The following is a 22,549-nucleotide window of genomic DNA, read 5'->3' as shown; positions in this document are numbered from 1 at the left end:
TCGAGGCGCTTTGCTTGTGTAGTTGTGCCGTGTAATAGTTGCGGGTCCGTAACAGCGCGGCAAAGCGCCCAGTCCAGTAACCACCAAAGGTTGTACGTGTCAGACGATTCTGCTAAGTCGAGCCGCGTCAGGCTCGCGCGCGGGGTCTCCCCGTGGCTCTTCCCGACGGCGGCCGCAGCGGCCGCCACTGCGCTGCTGACGCGCAAGGACCGGCGATGGGCGCTCGCGGCGGTGCCGCTGAGCGCGCTCACCGGGGGGATGCTCTGGTTCTTCCGCGACCCCGACCGCACGCCGGGCGAGGGACGCATCCTGTCGCCCGCCGACGGTGTGGTGCAGAGCATCGACCCGTGGCCAGACGGCCGCACCCGGGTAGCGATCTTCATGAGCCCGCTGAACGTGCACGTCAACCGGGCCCCCCTTGCGGGAAATGTCGCCTCCGTGCAGCATGTGGCAGGTGGGTTCCTGCCGGCGTTCAACAAGGACAGCGACCAGAACGAACGCGTGGTGTGGCATTTCGAGACCGCGCTCGGCGACATCGAGATGGTGCAGATCGCGGGCGCGGTGGCGCGCAGGATCGTGCCCTACATGAGCGCCGGCGCGAAGGTCGAGCAGGCCGAGCGGATCGGGCTCATCAGGTTCGGTTCGCGGGTCGACATCTACCTTCCCGAAGGAATTTCTCCCGCGGTCTCCGTGGGGGAGAAGACGGTTGCGGGGGTGACCAGAATTGACCGCGGCTGACGCCGGCAGCTGGCAGGCGGAAGAGGAAGAACCTCGCGGCCCCGTCGGCAAGGCGTTCCGCCTCTCCGCCGCCGACTCCCTTTCGCTGGGCAACGCGGTCTGCGGCTTCCTCGCGGTGTGCGTCCTGGCGTACTCCGCCATCAAGCAGCTCCAGGTCGCGGGCGGTCACTTCGCGCCGGATCCGAGCTACTTCGCCACCGCCGTCGTGCTGCTGCTCATCGGGGCGACGTGCGACCTGTTCGACGGCCTCGTCGCGCGGCGCTTCCGCGCCTCCGCGATGGGCGCCGAGCTCGACAACCTGGCCGACGTCATCAGCTTCGGGTTCGCGCCCGCGTTCATGGTCGTGATCTGGGGCGGGTTCACCGAGCAGGTGCCGTTCACCGCTGTGCTGGTCGCCGCGGCGTCCGTGCTGGTCGCGGGGGTCGTACGGTTGGCGAGATTCGCCTGCGTCAAGACCAAGAGCGGCGACTTCATGGGGTTGCCCATCCCGATGGGCGCCATGACGGTGATCTCCATCGTGCTGCTGTTCCAGCCGAGCATCTGGGCCCTGCTCGCCGTGCTCGGCGTGGCGTGGCTGATGGTCAGCCGCATCGAATACCCCAAGCCGAAGGGGCAGCTCGCGGCGGTCGTCCTCGGGTGGATCATGGTCAATGTGGCGTTCCTCACCGTCTGGGTCGCCTGGCCCGAAGGTGGCGATCTGCCGATCAAGATCGGTGCGACCATGCAGATCGCGCTCGTGGCGGCGATCCCGCTGCGGATGCTGTTCTACAAGCGCGAGCAGCGCAAGGAAGCCGCCGAGCGGATCGGCAACTGACGAGATTTTTCGCCGGTTTTCGGCTTTGATGGAGCCATGTCGGCCACGCCGCGCGAGCACACGCGTACCTACTATCTCGGCAAACTGGCCGCGGAGCTGGAGCAGCGCGGGCTGACGGCCACGCTGCGCGCATATCCGCCCGCGTTGCGGATCAGCGATCCGGACACCGTCTTGCTGGCTGAGACCGTCGACTGCGTGCCGCTCTCCGAGGGGTGGTTCTACCGGTGGTCGTGGGGCGAGCTCGTCGGCCTGGCCGACGATCCCGCCCTCGCGGCCGACCGGATCATGCACGTTCTCGCCGCCCGTCAGTGAACGTCGCCGCCGGCCGGCTCCGCCAAGCCCCGGGACGTGTCGCCTCTCGCCAAGCCGGGCCGGGCGGCATTCGCATCGGTGCCTGCGCGGCCGGTCATCCCGCTGTGCCACACGATCAGGCGGCACAGGCAAGGGCACGGGCGAGGCGCATGCAGGCGCAAGCGGGCCACCGGCATAGTCAGGGCGCAGGCATGAGCGAGGCGCGAGCGGGGCGCGGGCAGGCGCGGGGCGCCGCCCGACCGGCGGCCGGGCCGGCTCGCGCGTCGCGAGGTCGGCGCGGCTCGGTGGTGTCGCGGAGTTGGCGGCGGCGCCGGCCGACGGCGTAAAGGGCGGGGCAGGCGCCGGAAGGACGGCGCCTCAGGATCGGCAGCGTCAGGTGCGGTTCGGCGGCGGTGTCGGTAGGGGCAGACGCCCCGCACGGGGTGGCTACCCGGTGCGGGACGGGTGGTCGGCTACCAGCCTCTGGCCTTCCACTCCGGGAGCGACGGGCGTTCGGCGCCGAGCGTGGCGTCCTTGCCGTGTCCCGGATAGACCCAGGTCTCGTCCGGGAGCCGGTCGAAGACGCGTTCCACCACGTCGGTGAAAAGCTGGTTGAAGCGCTCCGGGTCCTTCTGGGTGTTGCCGACGCCGCCGGGGAACAGGGAGTCGCCCGTGAACAGGTGAATGCCGGCCTCGCCCCCGTCGTACAGGAGGGCGATCGAACCCGGCGTGTGGCCGCGCAGGTGGATGACCTCCAGCGTGATCTCGCCGAAGGAGATCGTGTCGCCGTGCTCCACCGCGCGGTCCACCGGCAGCGGGAGGGCGGGAGCGTCCAGGGGGTGAGCGATCACCTGCGCGCCCGTGACCTTGGTCACCTGCTCCAGCGCCTGCCAGTGGTCGCCGTGCTGGTGCGTCGTGACGACGATGGAGATCGGCTGGTCGCCCATCAGGGCCAGCAGCCGGTCGGAGTCGGCCGCCGCGTCGATGAGCACGGCTTCACCGGTCCGCGCGCAGCGCAGCAGGTAGGCGTTGTTGTCGAACGGCCCGACGGCGAGCTTGCAGATCGTCAGCGCAGGCAGCTCGCGCACGTCGGCAGGGCCGCCGACCTGGACGTCACCTGTGTAGGTCATGGGTAGTCCTTTGGAGGCGTCGCGGGAAGATCAGCGGGGGCCGGCATCGTCAGCCACGGCGGCGGCGCGGGAAGCCCTGTGCCACCGGGGCCTTGAACGGACGGCTGTCCCACGGGCACCAGACTAACGCCCTTGCCGTCCGACCGACCGGTCAGCCAGGCGAGGACGTCAGCCGGGGAGCCCTCGACGGCGGGACCGGAGCCCAGGCCGTGCCAGGTCTCGACGATCTCGCCGCCGATTCTGAGCACGATCTCGCTCACCGTGCTCCGCTCGTACGGCCAGGCCTTCCTGCAGTCGTGCAGTTCGCGGCGGACGAACGGCTCCGGCCAGTTCGCGGGGCCGTACCCGGCGTCGAGGTCCACGTGGTGGATGTCCACTTCACGGAGGCGGCGGACCAGGATGTACCAGGCCGGGTGCGGGGGCGGCCGCATGCCCTCGACCGGCGCGGACTACGCCTCCTCGGGCATGTCGCGGATGGCGGCGGCCAGGCGGGCGGCGCTGTCCTCGATGCCGGCCAGGAGCCGGGCGGCCGGCTGGGCGGCGGTGACCGCGATCTCGGCGGCCCTGGACTCGAAGGATGTGTACTGGGGGGTTCGGATGCCGGTTCGCGCCCAGGTCAGGAGGTTGATGTAGGAGTCGGCGCTCTTCGCGACGTGGGTGAGCACGTGGCCTCTGGTCCAGCCGGGCAGGAGGGACGGGGCGGCGACGTCGGCGTCGGAGAGCGTCGCCGCCGTGGCCAGCAGCTGGTTGATGGCCGAGGCCAGCTCGGCCGACAGAGCGGATAGAACCGTCATGTCTAGATATTTCATCATCCGGGTGCCTGGGCCGGCGGCTGGCATAAAACCGCAGCTCAGATCGTTGCTTTCGGAAGGTCCCCTGCCAGATGGCGGATGGCCTTAACCTGTTAGGGACGGATTTTCGGGGGCCGCAGAACGGGCCGCCGAAATTGTCGGAGACCCCGTCTACCATCCCCCGTGGACCTATCCGCCTTTCGACATCCGGGATCACCGTGGCAGACCGCCTGATCGTGCGTGGTGCACGTGAACACAACCTCAAGGACGTCTCGCTCGACCTGCCGCGAGACGCGCTGATCGTCTTCACCGGCCTATCCGGCTCGGGCAAGTCGAGCCTGGCCTTTGACACGATCTTCGCTGAGGGGCAGCGGCGCTACGTCGAGTCCCTGTCGGCGTACGCGCGCCAGTTTCTCGGCCAGATGGACAAGCCCGACGTCGACTTCATCGAGGGCCTGTCACCGGCGGTGTCGATCGACCAGAAGGCCACCAGCAAGAACCCCCGCTCGACCGTCGGCACCATCACCGAGGTCTTCGACTACCTGAGGCTGCTGTGGGCCCGCATCGGCAAGCCGCACTGCCCGGTGTGCGCGCGCCCGATCGCCAGGCAGATGCCGCAGCAGATCGTCGACCGGGTGATGGACCTGGAGGAGGGCACCAGGTTCCAGGTGCTCGCCCCCGTCATCAGAGGCCGCAAGGGCGAATACGCCGAGCTGTTCCGCGAGCTGCAGACCAAGGGCTTCGCCAGGGCCAGGGTCGACGGCACCGTCGTGCGGCTGGAGGAGCCGCCGACGCTGAAGAAGTACGAGAAGCACGACATCGAGGTCATCGTCGACCGCCTGTCGGTCAAGGAGACGGCGAGGCGCAGGCTCACCGACTCGGTCGAGACGGCGTTGCAGCTGTCCGGCGGCACGATCACACTCGAGTTCGTCGACCTGCCCGAAGACGACCCGGGCCGGGAGCGCTTCTACTCCGAGCACCTCTACTGCCCCTACGACGACCTGTCGTTCGAGGAGCTGGAGCCGCGCTCGTTCTCGTTCAACTCGCCGTTCGGCGCCTGCCCCGAGTGCACGGGTCTGGGCACGAAGATGGAGGTCGACCCCGACCTCGTGGTGCCCGACCCGGAGCGGACGCTCGGCGACGGCGCGCTCCACCCCTGGTCCGGTGGCCACACCAGCGAATACTTCGTCAGGCTGATCGAGGCGCTGGGGCACACGGTCGGGTTCACCCTCGACACGGCGTGGGAGCGGCTGCCGAAGAAGGCGCAAAAGGCGCTGCTCTACGGCTACGACGAGCAGGTCCACGTACGCTACAGCAACCGTTACGGCAGGCAGCGCTCCTACTACACCACCTACGACGGCGTCATCCCCTGGGTGCAGCGCAGGCACGCCGAAGCGGAGAGCGACTCCAGCCGCGAGCGGTTCGAGGGCTACATGCGGGAGATCCCGTGCCCCGCCTGCAAGGGAGCCAGGCTCAAGGCGGTGACCCTGGCCGTGACGGTGGCCGACAAGTCGATCGCCGAGGTGGCGGCGATGTCGATCGGCGAGTGCGCGAAGTTCCTGGCCAACCTCAAGCTGTCCGACCGTGACATGCACATCGCCGAGCGGGTCGTCAAGGAGATCAACGCCCGCCTGGGCTTCCTGCTCGACGTCGGCCTCGACTACCTGACCATGGACCGCGCCGCCGCCACCCTCGCGGGCGGCGAGGCGCAGCGCATCAGGCTCGCCACCCAGATCGGCTCCGGCCTGGTCGGCGTCCTGTACGTGCTCGACGAGCCGTCCATCGGCCTGCACCAGCGCGACAACATGCGGCTGCTCGACACGCTGATCAGGCTGCGCGACATGGGCAACACGCTGATCGTGGTCGAGCACGACGAGGACACGATCGCGGCCGCCGACTGGGTGGTCGACATCGGCCCCGGCGCCGGCGAGCACGGCGGTCAGGTCGTCGTGTCCGGCACCGTCCAGGAGCTCCTGACCAGCGAGGAGTCCCTGACCGGCCAATACCTGTCCGGCCGCAGGAGCATCCCCATCCCTGCCCAGCGCCGCAAGCGCGACAAGAAGCGGCAGATCACCGTCAAGGGGGCGCGCGAGCACAACCTCAAGGGCGTCGACATCGAGTTCCCGCTGGGCGTCTTCACGGCGGTGACGGGTGTGTCCGGGTCGGGTAAGTCGACGCTGGTCAACGACATCCTCTACAACGCGCTGGCCAAGGAGCTCAACGGGGCGCGCACGGTGCCGGGGCGGCACTCCCGGATCAACGGCATGGACCAGGTGGACAAGGTCGTCCACGTCGACCAGTCGCCGATCGGGCGGACGCCGCGCTCCAACCCGGCCACGTACACCGGCGTCTTCGACCACATGCGCAAGCTCTTCGCGGCCACGACGGAGGCGAAAGTGCGCGGCTACCAGCCCGGGCGCTTCAGCTTCAACGTCAAGGGCGGGCGCTGCGAGGCATGCGCCGGCGACGGCACCATCAAGATCGAGATGAACTTCCTGCCGGACGTCTACGTCCCCTGCGAGGTCTGCCACGGAGCCCGCTACAACCGGGAGACGCTGGAGGTCCACTACAAGGGCAAGACCATCGCCGAGGTCCTCGACATGCCGATCGAGGAGGCCCTGGAGTTCTTCGACGCGATCCCCGCGATCAAGCGCCATCTGAAGACGCTCAACGACGTCGGGCTCGGTTACGTCCGCCTCGGACAGCCGGCCACCACGCTGTCCGGAGGTGAGGCGCAGCGCGTCAAGCTCGCCTCCGAGCTGCAGCGGCGGCAGACCGGGCGGACGATCTACGTGCTGGACGAGCCGACCACCGGCCTGCACTTCGAGGACATCCGCAGGCTGCTCGGGGTGCTCGGGCGGCTGGTCGACAGCGGGAATACCGTGATCGTCATCGAGCACAACCTCGACGTGATCAAGACGGCCGACTGGATCATCGACATGGGGCCCGAGGGTGGGTCCCGTGGCGGGACGCTGGTGGCCAGTGGCACGCCTGAGGAGGTCGCGCTGGTGGAGGACAGCCACACGGGGCGGTTCCTGCGGAAGATCCTCTCCTTCTGACCCCGCTTATCCTGCGGTTCCTCCGCGCTGGGTGATGACGACCGGGCGATCGAGGCCGGCCGGGCGGGTGCCGAGGGCCTCGGTCGGCCCCGGCCCGTCGGCTCCGCCATCGGCCGGGGATGGCTCTTCCGCCATCGGCCGGGGATGGCTCCTCCGCCATCCGTCGGGGATGGCCCTTCCGCCCTCCGGCGGCGTGGATCCCGTCCGGTCGGTGAGCCGATCGCCGGACCGAGGGGTGGCGCCAATAGAGTTGTCCCAGTTAGAACCTGGCCTGCAGGGGGTCAGCGGCAACGCGGAGGGTCAGCGGTACATGACGGTTACGGGGTGGGGCGCAGCCATGCCCGAAAACGGGCTCGGGCGGCGGGAGATGCTGGGCGCGGCCGGGGTGGCGGCGTGCGGGCTGGCGCTGGCCGGATGCAGTGTGGAAGACACCAAGGCTCAGCAGAGCCTCAAAGGCAAGGTCATCGCGAAGACGGCCGACGTGCCCGTGGGCGGCGGCATGGTGATCGAGGACCTGAAGATCGTGCTGACGCAGCCCGCGCAGGGCGTCTACAAGGCGTTCAGCGCGATCTGCACCCACAAGGGCTGCGCGGTCAGCACGCCCAAGGAAAACGTCATCCGGTGTGCCTGCCACGGCAGCGAGTTCGCCGCCGACTCCGGGAAGGCCACCAAGGGCCCCGCCATCGCCGGGCTGGCCGCGTTCCAGGTCAAAGTCGAGGGCGACGGGATCGTGGTGGCCTGAACAGGTAATTGTGCGTAGTGACCAGGATTGGGCTCGGGCACGCTGAACCGGCGCCAGGGCGCTGGCCGTACCTGAAGTGAAGACAACCTGGGAGGACGCACCATGACGGAAACGACGCGCCGGACGATGGTGCTCGGCGCCGGTGGCGCCGGGCTCGCGGCGGTTCTGACGGCGTGTGCGAGCTACGGTTCGCCGACGATAGAAGCGAGCGCTGAGCCGCCGGCCGAGGAGCCCGCGGAGGAGCCCGTGGAGGAGCCTGCGGAGGAGGCGTCGTCCGACGCACCGAAGAAGAAGACCCAATCGAAGGCCAAGGCGCTGGCCGACACCAGCGACATCCCGCAGGGGGGCGGGAAGATCTTCGAGGACCAGAAGATCGTGGTCACCCAGCCGACCGCCGGCGAGTTCAAGGCGTTCAGCGCGGTCTGCACCCACGCGGGCTGCACGGTCGCCAGCATCTCGAACAAGACGATCAACTGCCCCTGTCACGGGAGCAAGTTCAACATCAACGACGGGTCCGTGGCCGACGGGCCCGCGAGCGAGCCGCTGGCGGAGAAGAAGATCACGGTGGACGGGGACAAGATCAATCTCGCATAGCGGGCGTCTCATAATTTTCTCACCTGAGTGCGGTTGGGTGAGGCGCATGGGAAATGACCTTCAGAGCCGCCGGGCGGTGATCGCGGGCGTGGGCGTGGGTGGCCTGTCGCTGGCGATCACCGCCTGCAGCGGTGGCGCCGATACCGCGGCGACGACCGACGCCACCGCCGAGTCGAGTGCCCCCGCATCCAGTGCCCCCGCGTCCAGTGCGCCGCAGGCCGGTGGCGCGCTGGCCAAGACCGCCGACATCCCCGTCGGCGGCGGCACGATCTTCAAGGACCAGAAGATTGTCGTGACGCAGCCCACCGCGGGCGAGTTCAAGGCGTTCAGCGCGGTCTGCACGCACAAGGGTTGCGCGGTCGGCAGCGTCGAGGGCGGGGCGATCGTCTGCCCGTGCCACAACAGCAAGTTCAACATCACCGATGGTGCGGTGACGGCCGGGCCGGCCGAAAAGCCGCTGCCCGAGCAGCAGATCAAGGTCGAAGGCGACGAGATCACACTCGCGTAGCTCCGGCCGAAGGCCGCTGGAGAGGGCGATCAGGTGAAGGGCCACTGGTCTTCGGCGGCCCGCGGTGTGGGCGGCCCGCCGCCTGGTGGGCCGGAGGGAGCTCGTCGTGCCCGGGGGTGTACGGCGGGCCGCTCCGGCGCCCGGCCCGCGACGGGTCACCTTGTCGGTCAGGGCTACTAGGCTTTGGGCGTGGCGAGATCTACTGGCAGCCCCTTGAGTTTCCGGCCCAAGCCGGGTTCGATCCCCGATTCGCCGGGGGTCTACCGGTTCAGGGATGCGCACGGCCGGGTGATCTACGTGGGCAAGGCCAAGAGCCTGCGCCAGCGGCTCAACTCGTACTTCGCGGACTTCTCCGCGCTGCATCCGCGCACGCAGTCGATGCTGACCACGGCCGCCGACGTCGACTGGACCGTCGTCGGCACCGAGGTCGAGGCGCTGCAGCTCGAATACTCCTGGATCAAGGAGTTCGACCCGCGCTTCAACGTGAAATACCGCGACGACAAGTCCTATCCCTACCTCGCGGTCACCATGGGCGACGACTTCCCCCGGGTGCAGGTCATGCGCGGGGCCAAGCGCAAGGGCACGCGTTATTTCGGGCCCTACTCGCATGCCTGGGCCATCAGGGAGACCGTCGACCTGCTGCTGCGGGTCTTCCCCGTACGCACGTGCAGCGCCGGGGTGTTCAAGCGGGCCGGGCAGATCGGCCGGCCATGCCTGCTCGGCTACATCGACAAGTGCTCGGCGCCGTGCGTCGGCCGGGTCACCCCGCAAGAGCACCGTGAGCTGGCCGAGGACTTCTGCGACTTCATGGCGGGCAATACCGGTCGCTTCATCAAGCGGCTGGAGAAGGAGATGCGCGACGCCGCCGCCGAGCAGGAATACGAGCGCGCGGCCCGGCTCAGGGACGACATCCAGGCGCTGCAGCGGGCGCTGGAGAAGCAGGCGGTCGTGCTGGGCGAAGGCACCGACGCCGACGTGATCGCGCTGGCCGAGGACCCGCTCGAAGCCGCCGTGCAAGTCTTCTACGTGCGCGGCGGCCGCATCCGCGGCCAGCGCGGCTGGGTGGTCGACAAGGTCGAGGAGACCACGCCCGGCGAGCTGGTCGAGCAGTTCCTGCTGCAGATGTACGCCGAGGCGAGCCCTGAGTCGATGCCCCGCGAGGTGCTCGTGCCCGCCCTGCCGCCCGACAGCGAGGCGGTCGCCGAACTGCTGGCCGAGCAGCGCCGCGCCCGCGTCGAGCTACGCGTGCCGCAGCGGGGCGACAAGCGGTCGCTGATGGAGACCGTCGAGCGCAACGCCAAGGAGTCGCTGGCGCAGCACAAGATCCGCCGCGCCAGCGACCTGACCACGCGCAGCAAAGCGCTGCAGGAGATCGCCGACGCGCTGGACCTCGACCAGGCGCCGCTGCGCGTCGAGTGCTACGACGTCTCCCACCTGCAGGGCGAGAACGTCGTGGCGTCGATGGTGGTCTTCGAGGACGGACTGGCGCGCAAGAGCGAATACCGGCGCTTCGCCGTCAAGACCAAGGAGGGCGACGTCGCCTCGATCCACGAGGTGATCATGCGGCGGTTCCGCCGCTACCTGGAGGAGCGCTCCGCGACCGGCGAGCTGGCCGCCGACGACGACAACGGTCACGGCCCCATCGATCCCGAGACGGGCAAACCGCGCAAGTTCGCCTACCCGCCCAACCTGGTGGTGGTCGACGGAGCCGGACCCCAGGCGGCCGCCGCGCAGCGGGCGCTGGACGAGCTCGGCATCGACGACGTGGCCGTGTGCGGGCTGGCCAAGCGGCTGGAGGAGGTGTGGCTGCCGGGCGACGACCAGCCGGTGATCATGCCCCGGTCAAGCGAAGGTCTCTACCTGCTGCAACGTGTGCGGGACGAAGCGCACAGGTTCGCCATCACCTACCACCGTTCCAAGAGGTCGAAGACGGTGAAGGAGAGCGCGCTCGACGGCGTGCCCGGCCTCGGTCCGGCCCGCAGGCAGGCGCTGCTCAAGCACTTCGGCTCCGTGAAGAAGCTGCGCGAGGCCACTGCCGCCGAGATGTGCGAGGTCCCCGGCATCGGCCCGTCCCTCGCCGAGGTCATCGTGTCGACGCTGAAGGGAGACTCACCTTGATCCCGCCACGAGGCTCCGGCCCGTACGCCGGAACCCACGGCCGAGCCGCTATGGTGGATGGCGTGCCGCGATGACCGAGCCGGGCGTGTGGGACGGCCGCCGTGCGGCGAGCGCCCAGGTCGTGGGGCCGGCCGATGGCGCCGGCCGGAAGGGGCGTTGACATGGACACCCGCGGTGCCGGTGACCGGGCTGACGGACGGAGTGAGGCGATGAGCAGCGACCGGGCGTTCGTCATCGTGACCGGCATGTCCGGGGCGGGGCGGAGCACCGCGGCCAAAGCGCTCGAGGATCTGGGCTGGTTCGTCATCGACAACCTGCCGCCAGGGCTGCTGTTCGCGATGGCCGAGGAGGCAGGCAAGGTCAAGCTGGCCGCCGACAAGGTGGCGGCCGTCGTCGACGTGCGCAGCCTGGCCTTCACCACCGACCTCAACGCGGCCATCGAGGAGCTCGAAGGGCGCGGGGTGGGGGTCCGGGTGGTGTTCCTGGAGGCCAGCGACGAGGAGCTGGTGCGCCGGTTCGAAAACGTCCGCAGGCCGCACCCGCTGCAGGGCGAGGGGCGGCTGGTCGACGGGATCGCCCGCGAGCGGGGCATCCTCCGCGAGGTGCGGGCCAACGCGGACCTGGTGATCGACACCTCCAGCCACAACGTCCACGAGCTGCGCAACAAGATCGTCACTTATTTCGGCGGCGAGGACCGGCCGGGGCTGCGGCTCAACGTGGTGTCCTTCGGGTTCAAATACGGCCTGCCGGTCGACGCCGATCTCGTCGTGGACTGCCGGTTTTTGCCCAACCCGCACTGGGTGCCCGAACTGCGGCCGATGAACGGGCTGGAGGCCGCCGTCAGCGACTACGTCCTGGGCCAGCCTGGGGCCAAGGAGTTCCTGGACGCCTATGAGGAGGTCTTGCGGGTGGTCGCCGGCGGATACGCCCGCGAGGGCAAGAGCTACGCGACGCTGGCGGTGGGCTGCACGGGCGGCAAGCACCGCAGTGTGGCCATGGCCGAACAGGTCGCCGCCCGCCTGCGCGACCGCGGGATGGAAGTCCAGGTGAGCCACCGGGATGTGGGGCGGGAGTGACCGATGAAGGCTTCACACCCGCGGCTTCGCCGGATCCGGTAGCGGCGGACTCGGGCGGTGGCCCGATCCCGCCGGTAGATCTTTCGCGCTCGGCCGGGGCCGGCGGTGGCGTGTCTCCGGTGGGCGGCGCGCGATCGGTGGAGATCGGGGCGTCTTCTGCGCGGGGTTCGCGCTCGGCTGAGGAAGGGTGGGATGGCGTGCCGTTCCCGCGCGGGCAGTACGCGGAGTTCGGACCCCGCGTGGTGGCGCTGGGCGGGGGGCACGGGTTGTTCGCGTCCCTGTCGGCATTACGGGTCGTCACCGACCGGCTGACCGCGGTGGTGACCGTGGCCGACGACGGCGGCTCCAGCGGGCGGCTGCGCCGTGAGCTCGGCGTGCTGCCGCCCGGCGACCTGCGGATGGCGCTGGCCGCGCTGTGCGGCGACGACGAGTGGGGCAGCACCTGGAGCGAAGTGGTGCAGCACCGCTTCCGCAGCGAGGGCGAGCTGCACGGGCACGCCGTCGGCAACCTGCTCATCGTGGCGCTGTGGGAGCTGCTCGGCGACCCTGTGGCCGGGCTCGACTGGGTCGGGCGGCTGCTGGGTGCGCACGGCCGGGTGCTGCCGATGGCGTCGGTGCCGCTGGACATCGTGGCCGAGGTGGAGCTCGACGGCGTCATCTCGACCGTGTGCGGGCAGGTCGCGTGCGCCTTGACGCCCGGTCGCGTCCAGGCCATCTCCCTGGTCCCGGAGGACCCGCCCGCGCGGCCCGAGGCCGTCACGGCGGTGCTGGAGGCCGACTGGGTGGTGTTCGGGCCCGGGTCGTGGTTCACCAGCGTGCTGCCGCACCTCAAGGTGCCCGAGCTGGCCAGGGCCCTGCACGAGACCAGGGCCAAGCGGCTCGTCACGCTCAATCTGGCACCCCAGGTAGGCGAGACCGACGACTTCTCCCCGCAACAGCATCTCGAGGTGCTCGGGCAGCACGCGCCCGACCTGTCCATTGACGTCGTACTCGCCGACACCGGAGTGGTCGACGACCCCGGCGCGCTGGAGAAGGCCGCCGCCGCGCTCGGCGCCCGGCTCGTCATGGCCGACGTGGCGGCCGCCGACGGCTCTCCGAGGCATGACCCACGACGTCTTGCCTCCGTCCTGGACGAGATTTTCCTCCAGAAGCGTTGATCCTGGTCGGCGTGGCGCGAAGGTGCGAGAGACTGACGAGAGCCGGTCTGAATGGGGGAGAGGACTAACGCTTATGGCAATGACAGGTGTGGTGAAAGATGAGCTGAGCCGCCTGCCGGTGCTGAAGCCGTGCTGCCGCAAGGCGGAGGTTTCGACGCTGCTGCGGTTCGCCAGCGGCCTGCACCTGGTGGGCGGGCGGATCGTGATAGAGGCGGAGCTCGACACCAACGCCACCGCACGGCGACTGATCAAGGACATCGGCGAGGTGTTCGGCCACAAGGCGGAGGTGCTCGTGCTCGCGCCTGCCGGCCTGCGCAAGGGCTCGCGCTACGTGGTGCGCGTCTACCGCGACGGTGAGGCGCTCGCCCGCCAGACGGGCCTGATCGACAATCACGGCCGCCCGGTGCGCGGCCTGCCGCGCCAGGTCGTGGCGGGCGCCGCGTGCGACGCCGAGGCGGCGTGGCGGGGCGCGTTCCTGGCGCACGGCTCGCTGACCGAGCCGGGGCGGTCGATGTCGCTCGAGGTCACCTGCCCGGGGCCGGAGGCGGCGCTCGCGCTGGTGGGCTCCGCGCGGCGGCTGAAGATCCATGCGAAGGCGCGCGAGGTGCGGGGGGTTGACCGGGTCGTCGTGCGCGACGGTGACGCGATCAGTGCGCTGCTCACCCGGCTAGGGGCGCATGACAGCGTGCTGGCTTGGGAGGAACGGCGGATGCGCCGCGAGGTGCGGGCCACCGCGAACCGGCTGGCCAACTTCGACGACGCGAACCTGCGGCGCTCGGCGCGGGCCGCGGTGGCGGCGGGCGCGCGGGTGCAGCGGGCGCTGGAGATCCTCGGTGAGGAGGCCCCTGACCACCTGGTGGTGGCCGGGCGGCTGCGGGTGGAGCACAAGCAGGCGTCTTTGGAGGAGCTGGGACAGATCGCGGATCCGCCGCTGACCAAGGACGCGATCGCCGGGCGGATCCGGCGGCTGCTGGCCATGGCCGACAAGCGCGCCTCTGATCTCGGCATCCCCAACACCGAGGCGAATCTGACCGTCGACATGCTCTCCCCATGAGGGGCGCCGTTCTGACGGCTGAGGAAGCGGGCCGGTCGTGCCGTAGGCGTGCCCGGGGGTTTCATGTTTTACGGCCGGCGGAGTGAGCCGCACGCGCCGACGTCGGTGCCCGTCTGTCATGGCCGGTCGTGAAGGCTCACGGGGTGCTCGCCGTGACGAGCGCACGCTTGGCCGGTTTCCGCGGTTGTTCTGACCGCGGTTCTCGGGAGGATGGGGTGGCTGGTCCCCGGGCACTTCGGGTGCGTCGGGGAGGGGGCTCGGCGTGGCCGGGTGAGTGATGCGTTTGTGCGCGGACTGCGCGATGTGACGGTCAGCCCCCGGCGGGGTTGCGTGGGGTGAACAGGTCGCCGGCGGGCTTGTGGGCCGGGGACTGGGCGGGCTCGAACGGGGCCCGGTACTCCGGCTCTTGCGTCTCCTCCTGGGCCTGCTCGGCCGCGTGCGTGCGCTGGGCGCGGCGGACGCGGGCCACTCGCAGAGTGACCAGCATGAGCGCGGCCAAGGCTGACATGGCGATGTAGAGCCAGGCCGGCCACGTCTCCGTCAGCGGTTCGCGGTAGAGGGAGAGCGCTTGGGGGAGGCCCGCCCTGACGTTGTCCGTGGTGATGTCTGCCAGGTCGGCCGGGGTGCCCTTGCCGCGCAGGGCGGAACCGATCATGATCGACGAGCCCGCGATCTGCCCGGCCACCACGGCCCCGCCCGCGTACAGTGCGGCCATGGGAGGCAGGATGCCGCTGCGCGGGCGTACCGCGCCCATGCTCAGAGAGATCAGCAGGGCGATCGCGAGGGACAGCGCCAGGGAAAGAGGCACGCCGTTGCCGAACGCCGTGAGGGCGACGGGCAGGCGCCCCTGGAACAGCACGGCGGCCCCCAGCGCGGCCGCGCAGATCAGTGCGGCGACGAGACCGATGACGAGTCCGGGAAGCAGGCCGGACCGCTTATGTGACATCTCAGCCCCCAGAGAATGCACGAATTTACTCCGACGAGTCGGGCACTTTACTCGAAGCGCACAAATCATGCCTCCGAAACCGTGATACGCAGGGCGGGGGCTGTAGTGGTCTAAACCAATTTGGGTCCGATAAGGTTCGTGGTTGAGGTTTCAGCCCGGCATCTGATACGAGGAGATCGGTTCCCGTGAGCATCCGCGTAGGCGTCAACGGCTTCGGCCGCATCGGTCGCAATTTCTGGCGCGCTGTCGCCGCCAGTGGCAAGGACATCGAGATCGTCGCGGTCAACGACCTGACCGACAACGCGACCCTCGCTCACCTGCTGAAGTACGACAGCATCCTCGGCCGCCTGCCCTACGAGGTGAAGGCCACCAGTGACGAGATCACGGTCGACGGCAAGGCGATCAAGGTCTTCGAGGAGCGCGACCCCGGCAAGCTGCCCTGGGGCGACCTCGGCGTGGACGTGGTCCTGGAGTCCACCGGCCTGTTCACCGACGCCACCAAGGCCAAGGTGCACGCCGACAACGGCGCGAAGAAGGTCATCATCTCCGCCCCGGCGAAGAACGAGGACTTCACGGTCGTCATGGGCGTCAACGACGGCGGCTACGACCCGGCCAAGCACACCATCATCTCCAACGCCTCCTGCACCACCAACTGCCTGGCGCCGATGGCCAAGGTCCTGCACGACTCCTTCACCATCGAGAAGGGGCTGATGACCACCATCCACGCCTACACGCAGGACCAGAACCTGCAGGACGGCCCGCACAAGGACCTGCGCCGCGCCCGCGCCGCCGCGCTCAACGTGGTGCCCACCTCCACCGGCGCCGCCAAGGCCATCGGCCTGGTCCTGCCCGAGCTCAAGGGCAAGCTCGACGGCTTCGCCATGCGCGTGCCGATCCCCACCGGCTCGGCCACCGACCTCACCGTCGACGTCAGCCGTGACGTCACCGTCGAGGAGGTCAACGCCGCGGTCCGCGCCGCCGCCGAGGGCCCGCTCAAGGGCATCCTCAGCTACACCGAGGACGAGATCGTCTCCTCCGACATCGTCACCGACCCGGCCTCCTGCATCTTCGACGCCGGCCTCACCAAGGTCATCGGCAACCAGGTCAAGGTCGTCGGCTGGTACGACAACGAGTGGGGCTACTCCAACCGCCTCGCCGACCTCATCGAGCTGGTGGGCCGCGGCCTCTGACGCCGGTGCCGACACCATGAGCCCGCGAGGGAGTGCCGTTGCCTGGAGGAGCGGCGGGAGCGTAGCGACCAGAGCGGGGGAAGGTGGCGGCATTTGGCGACCGAGCCGCCTCACGGAGTGAGGCCATGAGCACGATTAGAGGAGCATGAGCATGCGCACGCTCGACGATCTCGACGTGAAGGGGCGGCGCGTGCTCGTGCGCGCCGACCTCAACGTCCCCCTCGACGGGGAGACGATCACCGACGACGGCCGCATCCGCGCGTCGGTGCCGACGATCAAGGCCCTGGTCGACCGGGGTGCCAAGGTCGTCGTCTGCGCCCATCTGGGCAGGCCCAAGGGCAAGGCCGAGCCGAAATACTCGCTCCGGCCGGTGGCCGCGCGGCTCGGCGAGCTGCTCGGCCAGGAGGTGGCCTTCGCCGCCGACGTGGTGGGCGACAGCGCCCGGGGCACCGTTGAAGCGCTCCAGGACGGCCAGGTGGCGCTGCTGGAGAACCTCCGCTACGAGCCGGGCGAGGAGTCCAAGGACGACGCCGCGCGCGGCGCCTTCGCCGAGAAGCTGGCCGGGCTGGCCGAGCTCTACGTCGGGGACGGGTTCGGCGCGGTGCACCGCAAGCACGCCAGCGTCTACGACGTGCCCGAGCTGCTGCCGCACGGGGCGGGCGGGCTGGTCGTGGCCGAGGTCGAGGTGCTGAAGAAGCTGACCGAGGACCCCGCGCGGCCCTACGCGGTGGTGCTGGGCGGCGCCAAGGTCTCCGACAAGCTCGGCGTCATCGCCAACCTGCTGACCAAGGTCGACCGGTTGCTGATCGGCGGCGGCATGGCGTACACCTTCCTCAAGGCCCAGGGCCACGAGGTCGGCAATTCGCTGCTCCAAGAAGACCAGCTCGATCAGGTGCGCGGCTTCCTCGACGAGGCCGCCAAGCGCGGCGTCGAGCTCGTCCTGCCCGTCGACGTGCTGGCCGCGGTCACCTTCGCCGCCGACGCCGAGCACGACGTGGTCGAGGCCACGGCGATCCCGGCCGACCGGGAGGGGCTCGACATCGGGCCCAGGACCCGCGAGCTGTTCGCCGCCAAGCTGGCCGACGCCAGGACCGTGTTCTGGAACGGCCCCATGGGCGTGTTCGAGTTCGACGCGTTCTCCGGCGGCACCAGGGCGGTGGCCGAGGCACTGATCGCCTCCGACGCGTTCACCGTGGTCGGCGGCGGCGACTCCGCGGCCGCGGTGCGTAAGCTGGACCTCCCCGAGGATGGTTTCTCGCACATTTCCACCGGTGGCGGAGCCAGCCTCGAATACCTTGAGGGCAAGACCCTCCCCGGACTCGCCGCCCTGGAGACGTGAGTTGACACAGCAGCGCAAGCCGCTCATCGCCGGCAACTGGAAGATGAACCTCAACCACCTCGAGGCCATCGCGCTGGTCCAGAAGCTGGCCTTCGCTCTCAATGACAAGGACTTCGACAAGGTCGAGGTCGCCGTCCTGCCGCCGTTCACCGACCTGCGCAGCGTCCAGACCCTGGTGGACGGTGACAAGCTCAGGATCGTGTACGGCGCGCAGGACCTGTCGCAGCACGACGGCGGCGCCTACACCGGTGAGGTGTCGGGCGTCATGCTGGCCAAGCTCGGCTGCTCCTACGTCGTGATCGGCCACTCCGAACGGCGGCAGTACCACGGTGAGGACGACGACCTCGTCAACGCCAAGGTGCAGGCCGCCTACCGGCACTCGATCACCCCCATCCTGTGCGTGGGCGAGGGCCTTGCGGTGCGCCAAGAAGGCGGCCACATCGCGCACAGTCTCGGCCAACTCGACGGAGCGCTGCGCAAGATCTCCGCCGAGCAGGCAAAATCGATAGTGGTGGCCTACGAGCCGGTGTGGGCGATCGGCACCGGCGAGGTGGCCACCCCCGAGGACGCCCAAGAGGTCTGCGGCGCATTGCGAATCAGACTCGCTGAGCTCTATGACTCCGAAGTGGCCTCGGCGATCCGTATCCTTTACGGAGGCTCGGTCAAGTCAGGCAACATCGCAGGGATCATGGCACAACCGGATGTCGACGGCGCGCTCGTGGGCGGTGCCAGCATCGACGCCGGGGACTTCGCGAAGATCTGCCGGTTCTCCGATATGCCGGGCTAACTGAGTCGTTCTGGGGGTGCGACTTGACAGCAGGTCGTACCCTCAAGAGGCAAGTTTGAATCGTCACGCGTAACAGAGCATTGAAGGAACAGGCATACCGTGGAAATCGGAATCTCCATCGCCCTCATCCTGGCGAGCCTTCTCATGATCCTGCTCGTCCTGCTCCACAAGGGCAAGGGTGGTGGCCTGTCTGACATGTTCGGCGGCGGTTTCTCGTCGAACTTCGGTGGTTCCTCGGTGGTGGAGCGCAACCTCGACCGGCTGACCATCATCACCGGCACGATCTGGTTCGTCTGCATCATCGCTCTCGGCCTGCTCGTGCGGCCCTGAGCAAACAAAGTTAACGCGTGACAGTGATTCTCCCCCCGTGTTCTTACGCGGGGCGATCGAGCGAGGAGTTCATCCGTGGGTAGTGGCAACGCGATCCGTGGCAGCCGAGTCGGCGCCGGCCCTATGGGGGAGGCCGAGCGCGGCGAGGCAGCTCCGAGAGTGCGGGTCTCGTTCTGGTGCGCCAACATGCACGAGACGCGCCCCAGTTTCGCCAGCGATGCGGCGGTCCCCGAGCTGTGGGATTGCCCACGTTGTGGCCTCCCAGCCGGACAGGACGAGGAGGCCCCGCCTGCCCCGCCTAAGAACGAGCCGTACAAGACGCACCTGGCTTATGTGAAGGAGCGCAGGAGCGACAAGGACGGCAAGGCGATCCTCGAGGAGGCACTGGAGCGCCTGCGTAACAACAAGTCCCCCTGGTAATAACGCATGGCGAAGGGCCCCGGGCACGTGTGCCGGGGCCCTTCGGCATCCGTCAGGGGCGTTCGTAGACCGGCTCGCCGTCCACGAACGTCATCCGCACCCGCGTCGTCCAGATGTCCCGCGGCGCGAGCTCGAACGGATCCCGGTCCAGGACCACCAGGTCGGCCGGGCGGCCCGGCTCGATGACGCCCGCCGGGGAGCAGTTGATCCAGGCCGAGCCGGCGGTGTACGCGGTCATGGCCGTGGCCAAGTCGAGGCGCTGGCCCGGCAGGAACGGCGTCTGCGCGGTCGGGTAATCGGCGTGGACCGAGCCGCCCGGCTCCGTACGGTTCACCGCCACGTGCATGCCCTGCAGCGGGTCGGCGCTGGAGACCGGCCAGTCACTGCCCGCGCAGAATCGCGTCCCGTGATCGAGCAGGTCCTTGAACGGATACTGCCAGGACGAGCGCGGCTCCCCGAGGTAGGGCAGCGTCAGCTCGTCCATCTGCGCGTGGTGCGTGGCCCACAGCGGCTGCAGGTTGGCCGTGACGCCCAGGGCGGCGAAGCGCGGCACGTCCGCGGGCTCGATGATCTGCAGGTGGGCGATGTGGTGGCGGTTGGCGGGGTTCGTGCCTTCGAAGCTGTCCAGCGCCTCGCGCACGGCCCGCTCGCCGATCGCGTGGAAATGCACCTGGAAACCCAGCCTGTCCAGCTCCGCCACGTACTTCTTGAGCTTGTCCGGCTCCACGTACGACAGGCCCGTGCCACCACACAGGCAGTACGGCTCAAGTGTCGCGGCCGTGAAGTTCTCCGTGATGCCGTCCTGCATGATCTTGACCGAGGTGGCCTTGAAGCGGTCGAGGCCCTCGGCCGAGGCCCGGCGCCGGACCAGGTCGTCGAGCTGGTCCAGGCCACGCGTCCGGTCCCACCACAGGGCGCCCGTCACCCGCGCCCGTAGCCGCCCCTCGCGGGCCGCCGCCAGGTAGGTGGGCAACTGGTCGCCGGAGCCCGCGTAGGAGCCCACGATGGCGTCCTGCCAGCCGGTGACGCCCAGCGAGAACAGGTGCCGCTGCGCGTCCGCCAGCGCGTTGTCCAGGTCCTGGGGGGCCGGGCGGGGGGTTCGCAGGCCGACCAGGTCCATCGCGCCCTCGTGCAGGACACCGGTGGGGGTGCCGTCCGGGTCGCGCTCGATGCGGCCGTCCGCCGGGTCGGGGGTGTCCTTGGTGATTCCGGCCAGATCGAGGGCGCGGGTGTTGACCCAGGCGGCGTGGTGGTCGCGCTGGATCAGGTAGGCCGGGCGGTCGAGGAAGTCCAGGTGGTCGCGATGGGGGAGGCCGTTCGGGAACGCCGACATGTCCCAGCCACCGCCATCAATCCACTCTTTCTCACGATTTTTCGCGGCATAGTCGGCGATCTTCGCTATGTACGCGTCTAGGCCGTAAATCTCCGACAAATCGCACTTCGCCCGTTCCAGGCCCGCCTGGATCGGGTGGATGTGCGCGTCGATGAATCCCGGCGTCAGCAGGGCACCGGCCAGATCCACCGTCTCGTGGGACGGCGCCTGACGGGCCAGCTCCTCCTCGCGGCCCATCGCGGCGATCACACCATCGGTGACCAGCACGGCCGCCGCCACGACGCCACCGGGGGCGAAGACGCGCCCTCCTCGGAAGAGGATGTTCATCCAGGGTCTTCCTCTCATGGGTCACACACACTTTGCGGGCGCCGGCTGCACCACCGACGCCCATCCTTCGTCACCGTCCCATCCTCCCGGCGGTGCGTGGGCCACCGGCGTACGCCGCCATGCCGGGGGCCGTGCGCTGTTGGGTCGCACGCCCCGGGTGGCGGGGCGTGCGGCGGCGCCGCCCTTCAGTGGCCGGTGATGAGGTCGGCGAGGCGGGCCAGGGCCGAGGTGCGCGGGCGGGAGCGTTCGCGGTGGTCGGCCACGCGGTACAGGCGGTACATCGTGTGCACGCCGAGCCATCGCAGCGGCTCCGGCTCCCACGGGCGGACGCGGCGGCCGACCCAGGGCAGCGTCGTCAGCTCCGTCTCCTCACCGAGGACCAGGTCCCGGAGCGTGCGGCCGGCCAGGTTCGTGGTGGTGACGCCGTGCCCGGTGTAGCCGCCGGCCCAGCCCAGGCCCGTGGCCGGGTCGACGTGGACGGTCGAGCACCAGTCGCGCGGCACCCCGAGCACTCCCGACCAGGCGTGCGCGACCGACGAGGAACGGGCGGCGGGGAAGAACTCGGTCAGCAGCCGCCACAGGGCCTCGACCGTCCACTCGTGCGTGTGGCCGCGCGCGTCGATACGGGAGCCGTACAGATAGGGCCGGCCACGGCCGCCGAAGGCGATGCGGTCGTCGGCGGTGCGCTGGGCGTACATGTAGTAGTGCGCCATGTCCCCGAGCAGCTCGCCGCCGCGCCAGCCGACCTCCTCCCAGAACGACGGAGGGAGGGGCTCGGTGACGATCATGGAGCTGTTCATGGGCAGCCACTGGCGGCGCAGGCCGCGCAGGCGGGCGGTGAAGCCCTCCGTCGCGCGGATCACGTGGCCGGCCGTGACGGTGCCGTACGGGGTGACCGCGCGATGCGGGGCGATCTCCGTCACCGGGGTGCGCTCGTAGATGGGCACGCCGAGGTCGCGGACGACCCTGGCCAGCCCCTGGGCGAGCTTGGCGGGCTGGATGCGGGCGCAGTGCGGGCTCCAGGAGGCGGCCAGCGCCCCGGCCACCCGTACGTGCTCGCCGGGGTCCACCAGGCGCAGGTCGGGCTCGCCGATGCCCCAGGCGCGGGCCGCCGACACCGTCTCGCGCAGCCGGGCCGCCTGGGCGGGGGTGCGGGCCACGTTGACGACGCCGCCCTTGACGAGGTCGCAGTCGATGGACTCCTTCTCGCAGACCGCGATGACCTCGTCGATGGAGGCGTACATCACGCGCTGCAGCCGCCGCGCGCCCTCGCCGTAGCGCGCGTGGGAGCCCGCCAGGTCGCCGGTCAGCCAGCCGCCGTTGCGGCCGGAGGCGCCGAATCCGGCGAACTCCTGTTCCAGCACCACCACGCGCAGGGACGGGCGGGCACGCTTGAGGTAGTACGCGGTCCACAGGCCCGTGTATCCGGCGCCGACGATCGCCACGTCCGCCTGCAGGTCGCCGTCCAGCCTGGGGCCGGGGGCGGGCACGCCGGTGGACCGGTACCAGAAGGACACGTCACCGTTCACGAACTCAGACGACAAGGGAACACGCACGCTCATGCTCCCGTATCCTGCTATATCCGGACACTGTGTCGCATCTCGCGACGAAATTCGTGACAGAGCCTCTATCGGCCAGTTCCTCAGCGCTCCCCGCCGTCCCGTCGGCGCCGCCCGTCGTGCCGGTAGCCGCCGCCCCGCGCGGGCGATGGCCGGCCGCGCCCGGTGGGCGTCGAGGCGAAGCACGGCAATATCCGGATATATGGGTTCATTCCGCGATGAAACACGTCGTTAGCGGACGTGTAA

Annotated in this window: 22 protein-coding genes; 16 read left to right on the top strand and 6 right to left on the bottom strand. The window is 69.7% G+C overall.

All coding sequences use genetic code 11. From position 1 onward, the window contains the following. Positions 1-96: 96 nt before the first annotated feature. The 3 genes from ACTMTI_RS20715 to ACTMTI_RS20705 are packed head-to-tail and all read left to right on the top strand — an operon-like array spanning position 97 to position 1,864. On the top strand, positions 97-738 hold the full coding sequence (locus ACTMTI_RS20715) for a phosphatidylserine decarboxylase (protein ID WP_441122070.1): 642 nt from the start codon (positions 97-99) through the stop codon (positions 736-738). Beyond that, complete coding sequence (pssA, locus tag ACTMTI_RS20710; protein WP_441122069.1) at positions 725-1,552, top strand: CDP-diacylglycerol--serine O-phosphatidyltransferase; 828 nt, start codon at positions 725-727, stop codon at positions 1,550-1,552. Before ACTMTI_RS20715 ends, pssA begins: the two co-directional genes overlap by 14 nt. A 36-nt stretch (positions 1,553-1,588) precedes the next feature. After that, complete coding sequence (locus ACTMTI_RS20705) at positions 1,589-1,864, top strand: hypothetical protein (protein WP_441122068.1); 276 nt, start codon at positions 1,589-1,591, stop codon at positions 1,862-1,864. A gap of 452 nt (positions 1,865-2,316) precedes the next feature. On the opposite strand, the gene ACTMTI_RS20700 is transcribed toward ACTMTI_RS20705, so the two are convergent. From ACTMTI_RS20700 to ACTMTI_RS20690, 3 genes are read right to left on the bottom strand one after another with little or no spacing between them, the layout of a single operon-like run. Next, positions 2,317-2,973: an MBL fold metallo-hydrolase gene (locus tag ACTMTI_RS20700; RefSeq protein ID WP_441122067.1), complete on the bottom strand. Its 657-nt coding sequence runs from the start codon at positions 2,971-2,973 to the stop codon at positions 2,317-2,319. Continuing rightward, the gene (locus tag ACTMTI_RS20695; RefSeq protein ID WP_441122066.1) at positions 2,970-3,404 is read right to left on the bottom strand and encodes a hypothetical protein; all 435 of its coding nucleotides are present in this window, start codon (positions 3,402-3,404) and stop codon (positions 2,970-2,972) included. The genes ACTMTI_RS20700 and ACTMTI_RS20695 overlap by 4 nt, the downstream gene beginning before the upstream one ends. Before the next feature lie 18 nt (positions 3,405-3,422). Then, positions 3,423-3,767, bottom strand: coding sequence for a maleylpyruvate isomerase N-terminal domain-containing protein (locus tag ACTMTI_RS20690; RefSeq protein ID WP_441122065.1), 345 nt, complete (start codon positions 3,765-3,767; stop codon positions 3,423-3,425). Between the two features lie 215 nt (positions 3,768-3,982). Between ACTMTI_RS20690 and uvrA the strand changes: the two genes are divergently transcribed. The 8 genes from uvrA to whiA all read left to right on the top strand — a co-directional run bounded on the left by uvrA (position 3,983) and on the right by whiA (position 14,072). Beyond that, entirely contained in the window at positions 3,983-6,823 is a 2,841-nt protein-coding gene (uvrA, locus tag ACTMTI_RS20685; RefSeq protein ID WP_441122064.1) for an excinuclease ABC subunit UvrA, read from the top strand. A gap of 337 nt (positions 6,824-7,160) precedes the next feature. After that, a complete protein-coding gene (locus ACTMTI_RS20680; RefSeq protein WP_441122063.1) occupies positions 7,161-7,565 on the top strand; it encodes a Rieske (2Fe-2S) protein in 405 nt (134 codons plus the stop codon). 102 nt (positions 7,566-7,667) lie between these two features. Then, entirely contained in the window at positions 7,668-8,159 is a 492-nt protein-coding gene (locus tag ACTMTI_RS20675) for a Rieske (2Fe-2S) protein (protein WP_441122062.1), read from the top strand. A 46-nt stretch (positions 8,160-8,205) separates the two neighbouring features. Beyond that, positions 8,206-8,667 carry a Rieske (2Fe-2S) protein gene (locus ACTMTI_RS20670; RefSeq protein WP_441122061.1) on the top strand — a complete coding sequence of 154 codons (462 nt, stop codon included), beginning with the start codon at positions 8,206-8,208 and terminating at the stop codon, positions 8,665-8,667. Positions 8,668-8,880: 213 nt separating this feature from the next. Then, the gene (uvrC, locus tag ACTMTI_RS20665) at positions 8,881-10,785 is read left to right on the top strand and encodes an excinuclease ABC subunit UvrC (RefSeq protein ID WP_441122103.1); all 1,905 of its coding nucleotides are present in this window, start codon (positions 8,881-8,883) and stop codon (positions 10,783-10,785) included. Between the two features lie 209 nt (positions 10,786-10,994). After that, positions 10,995-11,861, top strand: coding sequence for an RNase adapter RapZ (gene rapZ / locus ACTMTI_RS20660; RefSeq protein WP_441122060.1), 867 nt, complete (start codon positions 10,995-10,997; stop codon positions 11,859-11,861). Between the two features lie 197 nt (positions 11,862-12,058). Continuing rightward, positions 12,059-13,018, top strand: a complete 960-nt coding sequence (locus ACTMTI_RS20655; RefSeq protein WP_441122059.1) for a gluconeogenesis factor YvcK family protein — start codon at positions 12,059-12,061, stop codon at positions 13,016-13,018. A 73-nt stretch (positions 13,019-13,091) separates the two neighbouring features. Beyond that, positions 13,092-14,072, top strand: a complete 981-nt coding sequence (gene whiA, locus ACTMTI_RS20650; RefSeq protein ID WP_441122058.1) for a DNA-binding protein WhiA — start codon at positions 13,092-13,094, stop codon at positions 14,070-14,072. 310 nt (positions 14,073-14,382) lie between these two features. Here the strand turns inward: whiA and ACTMTI_RS20645 are convergent, their stop codons facing one another. Next, positions 14,383-15,018 (bottom strand): hypothetical protein, encoded by a 636-nt coding sequence (locus ACTMTI_RS20645; protein ID WP_441122057.1) that lies wholly within the window; start codon positions 15,016-15,018, stop codon positions 14,383-14,385. Positions 15,019-15,203: 185 nt separating this feature from the next. Between ACTMTI_RS20645 and gap the strand changes: the two genes are divergently transcribed. The 5 genes from gap (at position 15,204) to ACTMTI_RS20620 (ending at position 19,084) form a co-directional block, all read left to right on the top strand. Continuing rightward, positions 15,204-16,208 carry a type I glyceraldehyde-3-phosphate dehydrogenase gene (gap, locus tag ACTMTI_RS20640; protein WP_441122056.1) on the top strand — a complete coding sequence of 335 codons (1,005 nt, stop codon included), beginning with the start codon at positions 15,204-15,206 and terminating at the stop codon, positions 16,206-16,208. Between the two features lie 151 nt (positions 16,209-16,359). Next, positions 16,360-17,547 carry a phosphoglycerate kinase gene (locus ACTMTI_RS20635; protein ID WP_441122055.1) on the top strand — a complete coding sequence of 396 codons (1,188 nt, stop codon included), beginning with the start codon at positions 16,360-16,362 and terminating at the stop codon, positions 17,545-17,547. 1 nt (position 17,548) lies between these two features. Further along, positions 17,549-18,334, top strand: a complete 786-nt coding sequence (tpiA, locus tag ACTMTI_RS20630) for a triose-phosphate isomerase (protein WP_441122054.1) — start codon at positions 17,549-17,551, stop codon at positions 18,332-18,334. A gap of 99 nt (positions 18,335-18,433) precedes the next feature. Then, positions 18,434-18,664 (top strand): preprotein translocase subunit SecG, encoded by a 231-nt coding sequence (gene secG, locus ACTMTI_RS20625; protein WP_441122053.1) that lies wholly within the window; start codon positions 18,434-18,436, stop codon positions 18,662-18,664. A gap of 75 nt (positions 18,665-18,739) precedes the next feature. Beyond that, a complete protein-coding gene (locus ACTMTI_RS20620) occupies positions 18,740-19,084 on the top strand; it encodes an RNA polymerase-binding protein RbpA (protein ID WP_090942943.1) in 345 nt (114 codons plus the stop codon). A 52-nt stretch (positions 19,085-19,136) separates the two neighbouring features. Here the strand turns inward: ACTMTI_RS20620 and ACTMTI_RS20615 are convergent, their stop codons facing one another. Together ACTMTI_RS20615 and ACTMTI_RS20610 are read right to left on the bottom strand one after the other, a co-directional pair. Then, the gene (locus ACTMTI_RS20615; RefSeq protein ID WP_441122052.1) at positions 19,137-20,744 is read right to left on the bottom strand and encodes an amidohydrolase; all 1,608 of its coding nucleotides are present in this window, start codon (positions 20,742-20,744) and stop codon (positions 19,137-19,139) included. A gap of 185 nt (positions 20,745-20,929) precedes the next feature. After that, a complete protein-coding gene (locus ACTMTI_RS20610) occupies positions 20,930-22,306 on the bottom strand; it encodes an NAD(P)/FAD-dependent oxidoreductase (protein WP_441122051.1) in 1,377 nt (458 codons plus the stop codon). Between the last annotated feature and the right edge of the window lie 243 nt (positions 22,307-22,549).

This window comes from Nonomuraea sp. H19, from assembly GCF_052068215.1.
Lineage (GTDB): Bacteria > Actinomycetota > Actinomycetes > Streptosporangiales > Streptosporangiaceae > Nonomuraea.
This window is presented reverse-complemented; position numbering and strand designations above follow the sequence as displayed.

Bases quoted from the DNA above. Each gene is read 5' to 3' on its own strand.
- ACTMTI_RS20705 (WP_441122068.1), top strand. From the start codon at position 1,589: ATGTCGGCCACGCCGCGCGAGCACACGCGTACCTACTATCTCGGCAAA.
- ACTMTI_RS20680 (WP_441122063.1), top strand. From the start codon at position 7,161: ATGCCCGAAAACGGGCTCGGGCGGCGGGAGATGCTGGGCGCGGCCGGG.
- ACTMTI_RS20645 (WP_441122057.1), bottom strand. From the start codon at position 15,018: ATGTCACATAAGCGGTCCGGCCTGCTTCCCGGACTCGTCATCGGTCTC.
- ACTMTI_RS20670 (WP_441122061.1), top strand. From the start codon at position 8,206: ATGGGAAATGACCTTCAGAGCCGCCGGGCGGTGATCGCGGGCGTGGGC.
- ACTMTI_RS20610 (WP_441122051.1), bottom strand. From the start codon at position 22,306: ATGAGCGTGCGTGTTCCCTTGTCGTCTGAGTTCGTGAACGGTGACGTG.
- whiA (WP_441122058.1), top strand. From the start codon at position 13,092: ATGGCAATGACAGGTGTGGTGAAAGATGAGCTGAGCCGCCTGCCGGTG.
- ACTMTI_RS20700 (WP_441122067.1), bottom strand. From the start codon at position 2,973: ATGACCTACACAGGTGACGTCCAGGTCGGCGGCCCTGCCGACGTGCGC.
- rapZ (WP_441122060.1), top strand. From the start codon at position 10,995: ATGAGCAGCGACCGGGCGTTCGTCATCGTGACCGGCATGTCCGGGGCG.
- ACTMTI_RS20690 (WP_441122065.1), bottom strand. From the start codon at position 3,767: ATGACGGTTCTATCCGCTCTGTCGGCCGAGCTGGCCTCGGCCATCAAC.
- ACTMTI_RS20615 (WP_441122052.1), bottom strand. From the start codon at position 20,744: ATGAACATCCTCTTCCGAGGAGGGCGCGTCTTCGCCCCCGGTGGCGTC.
- ACTMTI_RS20695 (WP_441122066.1), bottom strand. From the start codon at position 3,404: ATGCGGCCGCCCCCGCACCCGGCCTGGTACATCCTGGTCCGCCGCCTC.
- ACTMTI_RS20675 (WP_441122062.1), top strand. From the start codon at position 7,668: ATGACGGAAACGACGCGCCGGACGATGGTGCTCGGCGCCGGTGGCGCC.
- ACTMTI_RS20635 (WP_441122055.1), top strand. From the start codon at position 16,360: ATGCGCACGCTCGACGATCTCGACGTGAAGGGGCGGCGCGTGCTCGTG.